13 protein-coding genes and 1 pseudogene are annotated in these 12,482 nt (G+C 70.1%); 7 read left to right on the forward strand and 7 right to left on the reverse strand.

Annotated elements, in window-relative coordinates; all coding sequences use genetic code 11:
• Positions 1-308: 308 nt before the first annotated feature.
• The gene (locus ACFVT2_RS01075) at positions 309-1,217 is read left to right on the forward strand and encodes a LysR family transcriptional regulator (protein WP_390010659.1); all 909 of its coding nucleotides are present in this window, start codon (positions 309-311) and stop codon (positions 1,215-1,217) included.
• Positions 1,218-1,311: 94 nt separating this feature from the next.
• Here the strand turns inward: ACFVT2_RS01075 and ACFVT2_RS01080 are convergent, their stop codons facing one another.
• From ACFVT2_RS01080 to ACFVT2_RS01095, 4 genes are all read right to left on the reverse strand, one after another.
• Positions 1,312-2,067, reverse strand: a complete 756-nt coding sequence (locus ACFVT2_RS01080; protein ID WP_390010661.1) for an SDR family oxidoreductase — start codon at positions 2,065-2,067, stop codon at positions 1,312-1,314.
• Between the two features lie 116 nt (positions 2,068-2,183).
• Positions 2,184-2,960 carry an SDR family oxidoreductase gene (locus tag ACFVT2_RS01085; RefSeq protein ID WP_390010663.1) on the reverse strand — a complete coding sequence of 259 codons (777 nt, stop codon included), beginning with the start codon at positions 2,958-2,960 and terminating at the stop codon, positions 2,184-2,186.
• Positions 2,961-3,150: 190 nt separating this feature from the next.
• On the reverse strand, positions 3,151-3,930 hold the full coding sequence (locus tag ACFVT2_RS01090) for an SDR family NAD(P)-dependent oxidoreductase (RefSeq protein WP_390010664.1): 780 nt from the start codon (positions 3,928-3,930) through the stop codon (positions 3,151-3,153).
• Between the two features lie 218 nt (positions 3,931-4,148).
• Positions 4,149-4,901 (reverse strand): MarR family transcriptional regulator, encoded by a 753-nt coding sequence (locus tag ACFVT2_RS01095; protein WP_390010665.1) that lies wholly within the window; start codon positions 4,899-4,901, stop codon positions 4,149-4,151.
• Positions 4,902-5,160: 259 nt separating this feature from the next.
• Between ACFVT2_RS01095 and ACFVT2_RS01100 the strand changes: the two genes are divergently transcribed.
• Positions 5,161-6,231, forward strand: coding sequence for a serine hydrolase domain-containing protein (locus ACFVT2_RS01100; RefSeq protein WP_390010666.1), 1,071 nt, complete (start codon positions 5,161-5,163; stop codon positions 6,229-6,231).
• 162 nt (positions 6,232-6,393) lie between these two features.
• On the opposite strand, the gene ACFVT2_RS01105 is transcribed toward ACFVT2_RS01100, so the two are convergent.
• Positions 6,394-6,885 (reverse strand): hypothetical protein, encoded by a 492-nt coding sequence (locus ACFVT2_RS01105; RefSeq protein WP_390010667.1) that lies wholly within the window; start codon positions 6,883-6,885, stop codon positions 6,394-6,396.
• 28 nt (positions 6,886-6,913) lie between these two features.
• Complete coding sequence (locus tag ACFVT2_RS01110; protein WP_390010668.1) at positions 6,914-7,693, reverse strand: DUF2127 domain-containing protein; 780 nt, start codon at positions 7,691-7,693, stop codon at positions 6,914-6,916.
• 639 nt (positions 7,694-8,332) lie between these two features.
• On the opposite strand from ACFVT2_RS01110, the gene ACFVT2_RS01115 reads away from it, so the two are divergent.
• From ACFVT2_RS01115 to ACFVT2_RS01135, 5 genes are all read left to right on the forward strand, one after another.
• Positions 8,333-8,497, forward strand: coding sequence for a hypothetical protein (locus ACFVT2_RS01115; RefSeq protein WP_390010669.1), 165 nt, complete (start codon positions 8,333-8,335; stop codon positions 8,495-8,497).
• A 55-nt stretch (positions 8,498-8,552) separates the two neighbouring features.
• A complete protein-coding gene (locus ACFVT2_RS01120; protein ID WP_390010670.1) occupies positions 8,553-8,846 on the forward strand; it encodes a Dabb family protein in 294 nt (97 codons plus the stop codon).
• A 254-nt stretch (positions 8,847-9,100) separates the two neighbouring features.
• Positions 9,101-9,910, forward strand: coding sequence for an RNA polymerase sigma factor SigF (locus ACFVT2_RS01125; RefSeq protein ID WP_390010671.1), 810 nt, complete (start codon positions 9,101-9,103; stop codon positions 9,908-9,910).
• A gap of 190 nt (positions 9,911-10,100) precedes the next feature.
• On the forward strand, positions 10,101-10,940 hold the full coding sequence (locus ACFVT2_RS01130; RefSeq protein WP_073444286.1) for an RNA polymerase sigma factor SigF: 840 nt from the start codon (positions 10,101-10,103) through the stop codon (positions 10,938-10,940).
• 282 nt (positions 10,941-11,222) lie between these two features.
• Positions 11,223-12,008 carry a hypothetical protein gene (locus tag ACFVT2_RS01135; RefSeq protein WP_390010672.1) on the forward strand — a complete coding sequence of 262 codons (786 nt, stop codon included), beginning with the start codon at positions 11,223-11,225 and terminating at the stop codon, positions 12,006-12,008.
• 42 nt (positions 12,009-12,050) lie between these two features.
• On the opposite strand, the pseudogene ACFVT2_RS01140 reads toward ACFVT2_RS01135, so the two are convergent.
• Positions 12,051-12,472: pseudogene (locus ACFVT2_RS01140) on the reverse strand (UTRA domain-containing protein).
• Between the last annotated feature and the right edge of the window lie 10 nt (positions 12,473-12,482).

The following is a 12,482-nucleotide window of genomic DNA, read 5'->3' on the forward strand; positions in this document are numbered from 1 at the left end:
GTAATTCAACGGAGTTGGTGGCGCGTAGGGGGATCACCGGTTCGGATCCGCTGGCATGGGCCACGCCTCTTTCCGCGTGGCGTCCCGGCCGGGGCGGACTCGACGTGGAACGGTGCCGGGCCACCTGTACGGGGGCCGTCGCGGCGAAGGGAAGCGACGGCCTCATCGCGTCGTCGCCGCCTGCCACCAAGCGGCAGATCGGTGCTGACCGTGTCCACGGGAATCTTCGCCGGTGGAACTGAGTTGCTTGCTATGACAGCGCTGACAACGGGGGGCCGCGGTCCAGCGCAGGGAGGGGACGGGAGTCGATGAGCCTTCGTCAGTTCGAGTACGCCCTGGCCGTTGCCGAGGAGGGCTCGGTGACGGCGGCGGCGGAGCTGCTGCACGTTGCTCAACCGTCGGTGTCCCAGCAGATCCGCGGCCTGGAGCGGGAGCTCGGCGTGGAACTGTTCGCCCGCACGCCGAGCGGACTGGTGCCCACCGTGGTGGGCCGCGCGTTCCTGCGGGAGGCGGAGGCCGCGGTGAGCGCGGCGCGGCGGGCGAGGGCGACGGCGCGGGCCGGTGCCGAGGAGCTGGTGGGCGAGCTGGTCGTCGCGGTGCAGATGGGCTTTGGCACGCGGCAGCTGCCGGGCGCGCTGGGCGCGTTGCGTCGCCGCTTCCCGCGGCTTGAGGTCACCGTCTTCGAGGAGCCGAGTTCCGCCGAGCTGGATCGGCTGGCGCGCCGGGGCGCGCTGGACCTCTCCTTGATGGCGGCGTGCGAGCGGACCCCCGCCGACGCCCACTGCCTCGGCCATGAGGAGTTCGTCGTGGTGCTGGGCGCCGAGCACCCGCAGCTCGCCGCGGACCGGGTCGAGCTGCGCGAACTGGAGGGGGAGCCGTGGATGAGGTTCGACCGCGACAGCGCGCTCGACGGCGTGCTGCTGGACGTGCTGCTGGACGTGCTGCGGAACAACGACCTGACCCCGGCCACGGCCGCCCGCGTCTCCCAGACGGCGACGGCCGTGCGCTGGGCCGCCCACGGGCTGGGGGTGACGCTCGTCCCGGCCTCCACGGTGCCCCCCGGTTACGAGCACCTCGTGCGCCCGGTGTTCCCGGTCGTGTCCCGGCCCGTCATCGCCGTGGTCCGGCACGGCGCGGGCCCGGCGGAGACGGCCCTGCTCGAACTCCTGCGTCAGGAGACCTGGTCCGAGTCCGCTTTCCTCTCACCGGTGTCCTGACGGCGGGGAGGGGGGCGGGCGCCGCTGAACTCTTCCTGTCGAACGTGGCGTTCCGTGGTGCCGTGCGAGCCCGCGGCAGAACGGCGGGGCACGCTCAGAGCTGGGTGGTGCCGCCGTCCACGACGAGCTCGGCACCGGTGGTGTAAGTGGCTTCGAAGGCAAGGAACGCGGCCGCCCTGGCGATCTCTTCGGGGGTGCCGAAACGCCGCATGGGATTGTCCGCGACCATCTGCGCCTTGAGCTCCTCAGCGGCCTCCACGGTCATCGCCTTCTCCAGAACTCCCGTGTCGATGGGGCCGGGGCTGACCGCGTTGACGCGGATCCCGCGCGGAAGCAGCTCGCGGGAGAAGCTGCGGGCCATCGAGCGCAGCGCCGCTTTCCCGGCCGCGTAGACACTGGTCTCCAGCAGGCCGACGGCGTTCGCGATCGAGGTGGTGAGGACGACCCCGGCGTCCGCGCTCAGCAGCGGGGCGAGCTTCTGCACGGTGAAGTAGGCGCCCTTGACGTTGATCGCGAACAGTTCGTCGTACGCCTCCTCGGTCGTCGACTCGAAGGGCGTGAGGCTGGCGATGCCGGCGTTGACGAACAGGGCGTCGATCGTGCCGAGTTCGTCCTTCACGCGGGCGGCCAGCGCATCCAGGTCGGACAGTGCGGCCACATTGCCCCGGACGGCCACCGCGTTCTTGCCGAGCCGCTCCCGCGCGGCGTCGAGCGCGGTCTCGGAACGGCCGGTGATCACCACCCGGGCCCCGCCGTCCACCAGCAGTTCCGCCATCGCGAGCCCTATGCCGCTGCCGCCACCCGTGATCACTACGTTCTTGTCGCTGTACTTATCGCTGTACTTACCCATGCCAGGATTCCTTCGCTTTTTCTTTCACAACCCAGTGATGCGCCGCGGCGCAGGTCGATGAATTTATTTCAATGAATTCTTTTTGCCGAAAACGGCGTTCCGGAATGTCGTCGGCGTCAGCCCCTGGGGAATTCGCCGCCGTCGACGAAGAGATTGCTCCCGGTCAGCCAGCCCGCCCGGCCGGACACGAGGAACAGCACCGCGTCGGCGATGTCGTCGGGCCGGCCGTCGCGCCCCAGCGGCACGGTGTCGTCGGCGTTGGTCTGGCCCGGCGCCGCGGCCAGGTCCGCCCACTGCTCCCGCGTCGCCTCGCCACCGGGGGTGGCGGTCCGGCCGGGGGACACGGTGTTGACCCGGATTCCGAACGGGGCCAGTTCCAGGGACAGCCCGCGGCTGTAGTTCTCCAGCGCCGCCTTCGCCGTGGTGTAGTGCAGGAACGGTCCTACCGGGGTGCGGACCGCGGCCGAGGAGACGTGCACGATCGCCCCCGAACGCCGTTCCCGCATGCCCGGTACCAGCAGCGAGTCCAGCCGCACCGACGCCAGGAAGTTCAGGTCCAGCGCGTCCTGCCACTCCTCGTCGGGAATGGCCGAAGCGTCCTTGTGCGGCCGCGCCCCGCCCACGTTGTGGACCAGGATGTCCACCCCGCCGAGCCGCTCCTGCACGGCCGCGGCGAGCGCCTCCGCGCCAGCCCGTGTCCGCACGTCGGCCGCCACGAAGGTGGCCCCCTCCGGCACCGTGCTCGTCGCCGACCTGGCGGTCGTGAGCACCTCGGCGCCCGCGTCCAAGAGCTGCCGCACGACGGCCGCTCCGATTCCGCGAGTACCGCCCGTGACCAGGGCCCGCTTTCCCGCTAATTCCCCCGTTCCCGATCCGTCCTCCATCGCGCTCATGCCACCGGTCCTTTCCATCGCGTGTTTGTCCGCTCGACGGAAGAAGAATCAGCGTGCGCAGAGCGCGAATCCTCGGAGAAATCGCGGTGGGCACCTCGTCGAGCTGTTTCACGGTAGATCCGGGAAAGGACGCGGGGCAAAGACGAAATATCAGCAGGGGGCATAGGTGATTCCTATGCCCCCGGGCGGATCACTCGGCCGGGATCGGTCCGAGGTAGGTACCGCCGGAGACGTCGATGGTCTGGCCGGTCACCCAGCGGCCCTGCGGCCCCGCAAGGAAGCCCACTACGTCTGCGACGTCCTCCGGCTGGCCGATCCGTCCGAGCGCGGTGATCGACTCAAGGCCGGCGACCGCCCCGGGAACCGCGGTGTAGGGGGCGATCAGGTCGGTCAGCACCACCCCGGGTTCGACCGTGTTCACGGTGATCCCGCGCCGGCCCAACTCGTTGGCGAGCGACGGGGCGAGCGCCGCCAGCGCCGCCTTGGTGACGGTGTAGCCGATCTGCATGGGGTTCGCGATCCGGGTTGCCGCGGAGCCCATGTTGACGATCCGTCCGCCGTCCCGCAGCAGCGGCAGAGCCCGCTGGACCACGAAGATCGGCGTGCTCACGTTGACCGCCAGCAGCCGCTCGAACTCCTCCTCGGTGAGCTTCCCGATCGACGTGACCGAGTGGATGCCCGCATTGTTGACCAGGATGTCCAGGCCGTCCGCGCCGTGGTCCGCCAGTCCGGCGGTGAGCCCTTCGAACAGCCGGTCCACCGCACCGCTCTCGCCGAAGCGGGCCCGCACCGCGAACGCCCGGCCGCCGGCCTCGGCGATCTTCGCCACGGTCTCCGCGGCGGCCGCGTCGTTGCCACCGTAGTGGACCGCGACCAGCGCCCCCTCGGCGGCGAGCCGCAGGGCGACCGCCCGCCCGATCCCTCGCGAGCCGCCCGTGACCAGTGCGGTCCTGCCGTCCAGTTCGCCCATGATCGCCTCTTCCCTCGTGACGCCTCGGCCGAGTCCGGGGACGATTCAGCCTAACTAGCGGCTGCAACAGCCGAGTTGTAGGCGGTGTCGGAGCAGATGAACCGCAGGTGCGCGGGCCACTGCCACCGCCACTGCCACTGCCACTGCCACCGCGGCGATCCTCGACGACCGGGACCGCCGTCGCGACGAGTACGTGTCTGCCGCGGCCGGCCGAGTCCTCACTCAGGTGCCGCGCCGCCGGGCGTCGACTCCGACCCGGCGGCGAAGACTTCCCGCCAGCGTGTGGCCGAGGTGACCAAGTCGCGGCCGACGTGGGTGAGGAACTGGCTCATGGCCGCGAGGCGTTGCCCGGAGGGGGTGGTGGCGCCGAGCGTGTCGGCTCCTCGGTGGGCGGCGTCGGCGAGCAGCGCGTTCACGTTGGCGCTGGCGAGCATGGCCCGGAACCAGACGTCGTCGTCGATGACGTACCGCTCGTGCCGTTTGCCAGGGGCGCGTTCGCGTCGGATCAGTTCCTGTTCGTCCAGGTAGCGCACGGCGGAGGAGATGGAGGCCGGGCTGACCTGTAGGCGTTGCACCAGTTCCGCGGCGGTGCGGCTGCCGGTGTCGGCGGCGTACAGGCAGGCGAGCACCCGGGAGGCCATCCCCGGCAGCCCTGTCTGGATCAGCAGGGCGGTGAACTCCTTCTCGAAGTCGCGCGCCCCCGTCCGTTCGGGCCCGTCGGTCCCGGTCCCGGTCCCGGTCCCGGCCGATGATCGCGTCGGGGCGGCCTTATGGCGGCGAGCGCGCCGCTCGGTGGCCTGGTGTGCCTGGTCTGCGCGGTAGCCAGTGGGTCCGCCGTTGCGGTTCACCTCCCGGGTGATGGTCGACGTCGGCCGGTCCAGGCGCCGGGCGATCTCGGTATAGGAGAGCCCTTCGGTCAGTCCTGCCGCGACGGTGCGGCGTTCTTGCTGACTGAGCCTGCTTCCCGGCATCGGTGTTCTCCCTGTCTCGCGCTCCAGTGTCCGGCGCCAAGTGTGCATTCAGAGTCATATCATTGCAACAGTGGGGTGAGTGGTGGTGCATTCGGCGACAGGGTCATTGCACCAATGTAAGTCTTTGACCTGCATAAATAGCAGTCAACCCGGGATTCAGCATTGACCATTTACTGAACGCAACATAGCTTTCAGTACGTACTGAACGCTCGCTGCGGCGCGGTCGACACCGCCCCGCGCATCCGAAGAGGAGTACCCCATGAACAAGATCCAGGACGCTCTTGAGCAGGCCGTCGCCGCGGGCCTGCCCGGCATCGTCGCCGAGGTCCGCGACGGCGAGCGCAGCTGGTTCGGCACGGCCGGCGTGGCCGACCTCGCCACCGGGCGCGCACGCACCCAGGAGGAGCAGTTCCACATCGGCAGCCTCACCAAGGCGTTCACCGCCACCGTGGCCTTCAAGCTCGTGGACGAGCACCGGCTGCGCCTGGACGACACCGTGGAGCAGTGGCTGCCCGGCCTGGTCCAGGGCAACGGCAACGACGGCCGCCTGATCACCGTCCGACACCTGCTGCAACAGACCAGCGGCCTGGTCAACTACGCCTTCGACGACCCGGACATGATGAACCGTTACATCAGCACCGACTACCTCAAGCACCGGTTCGACCAGTGGACCCCCGAAGAGCTCGTGCGGATCGGCCTGAAGTACCCGCCCTACTACGCGCCGGGCACCGCCTTCCGCTACTCCAACGCCAACTACATGCTCCTCGGCCTGATCATCGAGCGGGCCAGCGGCAGCACCTACGCCGAGGAGCTCTCCCGCCTGATCTTCCGCCCGCTCGGCCTGACCGGGACCTACCTCCCCGGCACCGAGACCACCATCGCCGGGCCGCACTCGCGCATGTACGCCAAACTGCCCGCCGGTGACCCCGACGCCCAGGTCCACGACGTCACCGAGCTGAACTCGTCCCTGGGCTGGGCCGCGGGCGGCATCGTCTCCACCACCGGCGACCTGGGCCGCTTCTTCGCCGCCCTGCTCGGCGGCGAACTCTTCTCGCCCGCCCTACAGGCGGAGATGTGGGCCACCGTCTCCACCGAGGGCGCGGGCTGGATCCCCGACACGCGCTACGGCATGGGCACCTTCGAGCAGATGCTCCCCAACGGGGTCACCGTCTTCGGCGGCGGCGGCGCCCTCAACGGCTCGTGGACGTACGTGATGGGCACCCGCGACGGCAAGCGCCTGGTCGTCTGCAACGTGAACGGCGACTGGGTCAACCCGCTCGACGCGTTCTTCGCCGTCCTCGAAGCGGAATTCCCCGCCGCCGAGAAGTGACAGGCGCGACGGGTCGAGCGCACCGTACGGGGGCAGCCCCGGTCACCGAGAAATTCCCGAAAACGCCCGAACAGAAAACAAAAAACGGGGGCGACCGGAGCCCGTTGCGGACTCCGGTCGCCCCCGCATGCGCGGTCGGCGCCGAAAGACTGACGCGATCCGTCAGTCCCGGCGGCGGAAAGCCTTCCGGATGAAGTGCACGATCATCCAGATCAGCAGGATCACGATGACGATGACGACCACGATGATCACGATCAGGAAGATGCCGAGCTTCTTGAAGAAGCCCATCTTCTTCTTCGGCTTGCTGTGGGACGTGAAGGACGCCTGGTTCGTGACGTGGTGGTAGCTGCTGTGCGTGCTGTGCCGCCACTTCATGGCGGCCGCGGGGGCCGCCTCGACGCGCTCGGCGGCGTCGGCGGTGGCCGTCCGCGCGCCCGACGCGGCCTGCGGGTGGGCCACGGCGGCCACAGCGGCCGGGTGGGCCGCGGCGGCGTCGGTCAGCCCGGCGGCGGCCGCCGGACCGGCCGCGACGGCCAGCAGGCCGAACAGCAGCGCCAGCACGGCCATCGGGCGACTACGCGCCACGACCCGGCGGGCGGGCGTGCGCGGCGAACCGGACTGCCGGTGCGCGGAGTTGGTGAGCTTCGGTCGCATGGGTTGGTTTCCCCCTCGTACGGTGCGTTCAGCCATTATGGGCGGGTGCGGGCATCCCGGCGGACGTCTCGACCTCCAGCAAGGAGGCGCTCTGCCGCTCCTCCTCGAAGGCCGCGCGGCCGCCCCGCAGGCCGAACAGCCGCTTGCCGAACGCGATGTAGAGCACCGCGAGGATGTTGATGACCAGGGTGGCGATCTTGATCCAGCTGACCTTCTCGGTCAGTTCGTAGATCTCCAACGGCAGGAAGGCGGAGGTGGCCACCACCGCCAGGTACTCCGCCCAGCGCTTGGCCCGCCACAGGCCGACGCCCTCGACGATCTCCACCAGTGCGTAGGCGAGCAGCAGCGCGGCCACCACGACCAGAGTGGAGTGTTTGTAGCCGAAGGTCTTCCGGATGGTGTCGACGACCGGGGAGTGGTCCAGGTCGTAGTGGAAGTGGACGGCGATCGGGCGGACCACGTCCAGGTTCTTGTCGAAGAACTGGCGGACCGCGTCCTGCTTGTTGCTGAACTGCCACACCGCGAGCGCCGCCAGCACGACGAACACCCCGCGCAGCGCCCGTTCCACGGCCAGGAACCGCAGGATGAACAGATCCCGCAGCGCCTTGCCGCGCGGCACCAGGGGGGCGTCGGTGGCCGGCCCGGAGCCGTGCGGCTCACCGAGCACGAAATCGCCGCAGCGCAGACAGCGCCAGGCCGTGCCCAGGGCGGTGCTGGCGTGCAGTCTCGCCTGGAGGTGCTCCTCGTGCGGGAGATAGGTGATGTGCCCGCGCCGCGCGCAGGTGCGCCGGTCCCAGTCGATCTTCATCGTCGGAGCCCCGTTTTCCTCTCGTCGTTCCGCGCGGGCCCATGCCACGGCGGTCGGCCGCCACGGGCCGGCCCGCGCACCGTGCCGACCGATTGTCGCGTACATGGCGGAATCGCCGGCGTACGGGGATGCCTTACGGGGAGAGGGACGAGAAGAACGGCCCCGAGGTTGCCGGAAAACGGTCCGGAACGGTGCGCGCGCCCGGCGCACGGAGCGCGGGGCGGGGGCGAGGGGGGTTGGCCGGGGGAGGCGGGCCAGGGGGTTGGAACCGCCTCCCCCGATGAGGACCGGGCCCCGATGTCCACACCGCGCTGTCAGGGAGCACGCGGCACGGACCCCGCAGTGGGGCACTGGTCCCGGGGCCCCGCGGATTCCTGCCAGATCCGCCGCGGCCCGTACCTCCATACTGCCGCCCGCGGGCCGCCCCAACAGGCGGACAAAGGGCCCTCCTTGGCGGGCCTTTGGTCCATAAGGCCCGCGTGAAGGACGGGGCCGGACGGGCCATGCCGCCTGCCCCGGTCGAACACCTGTGGTTACACTCGCCCGACCGCACCGGCAACCGGGGCGGCCACGGGGGCCAGGGGGTCCGCGGGGGACGCCGTAGGGGCGTAGGGACCTGCCGCAGGGGAGACGGAACTGATGGCGACAGCGAAGAAAGTGGCGTTGTACCTGGTCGTCGTCTTCATACTCTGGACGATCATCGCCACCCCCAAGCGGGCCGCCGGGCTGGTCCAGATAGGCTTCGAGGGCATCTCGACCGCCGCGCAGAGCGTCGGCCAGTTCATGACCCAGCTGGTCAGCTAGGTCCCAGTCGGCCCGCCGGACCGGCTGCGCATCGTCCCGCCGCACGGAGGCCGCCGTGATCCGCCACCTGGTCCTGTTCAAGCTCAACGAGGGCGTCTCGCGCGACGAGGAGCGGGTGCAGAACGGTGTCCGCGCCTTCGCCGCGCTGGAGAAGGAGATCCCGGAGCTGACGTTCTGGGAGTGCGCCTGGAACATCACCGACCGCCCGATCGCCTACGACTTCGCGATCAACTCGGCCGTCGCCGACACCGACGCCCTCAAGCGGTACATCGAGCACCCGGCCCACCAGGCGGCTGCCGCCCAGTGGCGCGAATTCGCCACCTGGGTGATCGCTGACTACGAGTTCTGACCCCCTCCGGCGCCACCCGCGCCGCCGCGCCCGTCCCGGCCCCTCGCCCCCGCAGGCGAGGGGCTTCGCCGTGCGCCCGGGCCGCCCACCGCACCCCCCTCGCGCGCGACCCGCGCGCGACGCCAACTCTCTCTTCAACACGGCATTATGGGGTGCTTGCACACAGTGCACATGTCTTGTGATGCTATGACCGCTTTTGCCGGATACATGCGATACGCGAAACATGCTGCGATATATGCACTGTGAAGGGTGGCGTGACCGTGACGGCCCGTACTGCGCCCAAGGCTCCGGCCCGCGAGAGCCGTAGCGCGGACACCCGGGCGCTGACGCAGGTGCTCTTCGCCGAGCTGGTGGGCCTGGAACCCGGCACCCCCGAGCACTCCCGCGTCCGTGCCGCACTGATCGAAGCCAACCTCCCGCTGGTCCGCTACGCCGCGGCCCGCTTTCGCAGCCGCAACGAACCGATGGAGGACGTGATCCAGGTCGGCACCATCGGCCTGATCAACGCCATCGACCGGTTCGACCCGGACCGCGGCGTACAGTTCCCCACCTTCGCGATGCCGACCGTCGTCGGCGAGATCAAGCGCTACTTCCGGGACAACGTCCGCACCGTCCACGTCCCGCGCCGCCTCCACGAGCTGTGGGTACAGGTCAACGGCGCCACCGAGGACCTCACGGTGCTGCACGGCCGCTCCCCCACCACCGCGGAGATCGCCGAGCGGCTGAAGATCGGCGAGGACGAGGTACTGGCCTGCCTGGAGGCGGGCCGTTCGTATCACGCCACATCTTTGGAGGCCGCGCAGGAGGGCGACGGCCTGCCCGGCCTCCTGGACCGCCTCGGCTACGAGGACCCCGAACTGGCCGGCGTCGAGCATCGGGACCTCGTACGGCACCTCCTCGTGCAGCTCCCGGAGCGCGAGCAGCGCATCCTTCTGCTCCGTTACTACAGCAATCTGACGCAGTCCCAGATCAGTGCTGAGCTCGGGGTTTCGCAGATGCACGTGTCCCGGCTACTGTCGCGGAGCTTCGCTCGACTTCGATCCGCAAACAGGATCGACGCCTAACCAGCACGGGCGACCCGTTCCTGCACAGATATGTCGACAAGACGCTACAGCGTGTTGCCGACATGTGACATTCTGCAGGAACTGCGTTTGCCGTGGTGCTGCCTCCGGTATTCAGGTGGAGGCATAACTCCTCGGTCCGCCCTGGGCCGGGGACGCCGCAGCGACCCGTCCGCGACCTCAAGGGGGTGGCATGTCCGTAGAACTGGGCAGCTCAAAGGTGCTTTCCGCGATTCCCGCGCCTGCACCACACGTGCATGACGACGTCGACGCCATCAACACCCGCTCGCTCTCCCGGTCCCTGTTCCTGCGGCTCGCCACGCTCGACAAGGACTCCGCCGAGCGCGCGTATGTGCGCGACACACTCATCGAGCTGAACCTCCCGCTCGTGCGCTACGCGGCTGCGCGCTTCCGCAGCCGTAACGAGCCGATGGAGGACATCGTCCAGGTCGGCACCATCGGCCTGATCAAGGCGATCGACCGTTTCGACTGCGAACGCGGGGTGGAATTCCCGACGTTCGCGATGCCGACCGTGGTCGGCGAGATCAAGCGCTTCTTCCGTGACACGTCCTGGTCCGTGCGCGTCCCGCGTCGCCTCCAGGAGCTCCGCCTCGCCCTCACCAAGGCCAGCGACGAGCTCTCCCAGAAGCTCGACCGCTCGCCGACCGTTCCCGAACTCGCCGTGTGCCTCGGGGTGTCGGAGGAGGACGTCGTCGACGGCCTGGCGGTGGGCAACGCCTACACCGCCTCCTCGCTCGACTCCCCCTCCCCGGAGGACGACGGCGGCGAGGGCTCCCTCGCGGACCGCCTCGGCTACGAGGACACCGCGCTGGAGGGCGTCGAGTACCGCGAGTCCCTCAAGCCGCTGCTGGCCAAACTCCCGCCCCGGGAGCGCCAGATCATCATGTTGCGGTTCTTCGCCAACATGACGCAGTCGCAGATCGGCGAGGAGGTCGGCATCTCCCAGATGCACGTCTCCCGACTGCTCACCCGCACGCTGGCGCAACTCCGAGAAGGGCTGATCTCGGACTGAGGAACGGTCCGCCGAGGGACAACGGCGACAGCCCGTCCGGGTCGCTCGGCGGACAGTAAGAGGAGACGGCGCCGCACTGTCGCGGCACGGCCGGCTCCGCCCCACCGGTGGCGTGCCATGGCCCCACTTCCGGCCGCCTGCCGTGACCCCACTTCCCGGCCCCGTGCCGGCCCGCGCCCCGCGCACCCCTCTCCACACCCACCCCTCTCCGCACCCACCCCTTCACACCTGACGCTTCGTCAGCGACACTGTCGCCAGCCACCGCTGGGAGGTGTCCGCACGATGCGACGCACCACACCTGTTGCCCACGTTGCCGCCGCTTCGGCGGCCGTGCTCTGTCTGGGCGTTCTCCTCACCGGCTGCGGCAGCGCGGCCGGAACCGGCTATGCCGCGGTGGGCGCGGCAGGCCCCTCCGACGGCACCGCACCGACGAAGCCCGCACCCCCACCGGGCGACGTCGAACTGACGCCCCTGGACGGCGACGGCGCCGGCACCAACCACTCCGGCCCTTCCGGCTCCCCGGCCCCCTCCGGCCGCCCCGCCCCGTCCGCCCCAGACCCCTCGTCGGGCACAGCGGGCCACGCCCCGTCCGGCGCCCCTGGCACCCCCGGCGCCCCACCGACCGCCCCGCCCGGGTCCCCCGCGGGCCCCTCCACGGGCCACGGCGGCGACGACGCCCCCGGCTCCAACGCCCCTTCCCCACCCGGCGGATCCCCCGCGCCCGAGCCGCCCTCCCCCACCATCCCGGCCGGCCCGGACGCCCCGTCCGGCCTGGTCGTCGGCAAGCCCGTCCTCGCGGACACCGACGTCCGCTGGTGCCAGCGGATCACCATCGACTTCCTCAACACCGGCGACCACCCGGTCACCGCCGGCACCGTCACCTTCGGCAGCCACGTCATCGGCGCCCTCGGCATCGACTGGGCCACACTCGACTCCACCCACCCGCTTCCGCTCCCCCTCACCCCCGACACACCGGCGACCGGCACCTGGCGGGTCTGCGTGGACGCCTGGCGAGTGCCACTGGGGATGCACCTGGACACCAAGGACGCGACGTTCAAGTGGAAATGACAGGGCGGTAGTTACCGTCGAATTCCGGTCAGCCTGCCACCGCTACGCCTCGATGTCGTATTCGAGGACGTACGCGGCCGAGTCCAGGATCATCTCGTTGACTTCCACAGGGTGACCGCCGTCCGCAAAGGCGGTGCGGACGATGATGATCACGGGCGTCCCCATGCCGAGACTCAGCCGGTGCGCCTCATCCCGGGATGGCATCCGGCAGCGGACCTCTTCCCGGAAGTGGAGTGGTTTGTGGCCCAGTTCGGCCAGGCGTGCGTAGATGCCGCCGGGGCCGACCAGACGGACCGGCCCTCTCCCCACCACTCCCGCGCGAGCCGCTGCACGCCGCGCCGCCGCAACGGCTGGACGTCACGAACGAAGTCGCCCGCGCACTTGCGCGCCTCGGCGGCACCTTCGTTCTGCAGGACACCGAACGCCTGGTACTTCGGCTGGCCGTCGTCGCCCTTGGCGGTCATGCGTCCTCCT

It is taken from the genome of Streptomyces sp. NPDC058000, from assembly GCF_042886435.1.
GTDB lineage: Bacteria > Actinomycetota > Actinomycetes > Streptomycetales > Streptomycetaceae > Streptomyces.

Bases quoted from the DNA above. Each gene is read 5' to 3' on its own strand.
- ACFVT2_RS01115 (WP_390010669.1), top strand. From the start codon at position 8,333: ATGGCGACAGCGAAGAAAGTGGCGTTGTACCTGGTCGTCGTCTTCATA.
- ACFVT2_RS01075 (WP_390010659.1), top strand. From the start codon at position 309: ATGAGCCTTCGTCAGTTCGAGTACGCCCTGGCCGTTGCCGAGGAGGGC.
- ACFVT2_RS01105 (WP_390010667.1), bottom strand. From the start codon at position 6,885: ATGCGACCGAAGCTCACCAACTCCGCGCACCGGCAGTCCGGTTCGCCG.
- ACFVT2_RS01110 (WP_390010668.1), bottom strand. From the start codon at position 7,693: ATGAAGATCGACTGGGACCGGCGCACCTGCGCGCGGCGCGGGCACATC.
- ACFVT2_RS01135 (WP_390010672.1), top strand. From the start codon at position 11,223: ATGCGACGCACCACACCTGTTGCCCACGTTGCCGCCGCTTCGGCGGCC.
- ACFVT2_RS01080 (WP_390010661.1), bottom strand. From the start codon at position 2,067: ATGGGTAAGTACAGCGATAAGTACAGCGACAAGAACGTAGTGATCACG.
- ACFVT2_RS01100 (WP_390010666.1), top strand. From the start codon at position 5,161: ATGAACAAGATCCAGGACGCTCTTGAGCAGGCCGTCGCCGCGGGCCTG.
- ACFVT2_RS01130 (WP_073444286.1), top strand. From the start codon at position 10,101: ATGTCCGTAGAACTGGGCAGCTCAAAGGTGCTTTCCGCGATTCCCGCG.
- ACFVT2_RS01085 (WP_390010663.1), bottom strand. From the start codon at position 2,960: ATGAGCGCGATGGAGGACGGATCGGGAACGGGGGAATTAGCGGGAAAG.
- ACFVT2_RS01090 (WP_390010664.1), bottom strand. From the start codon at position 3,930: ATGGGCGAACTGGACGGCAGGACCGCACTGGTCACGGGCGGCTCGCGA.
- ACFVT2_RS01095 (WP_390010665.1), bottom strand. From the start codon at position 4,901: ATGCCGGGAAGCAGGCTCAGTCAGCAAGAACGCCGCACCGTCGCGGCA.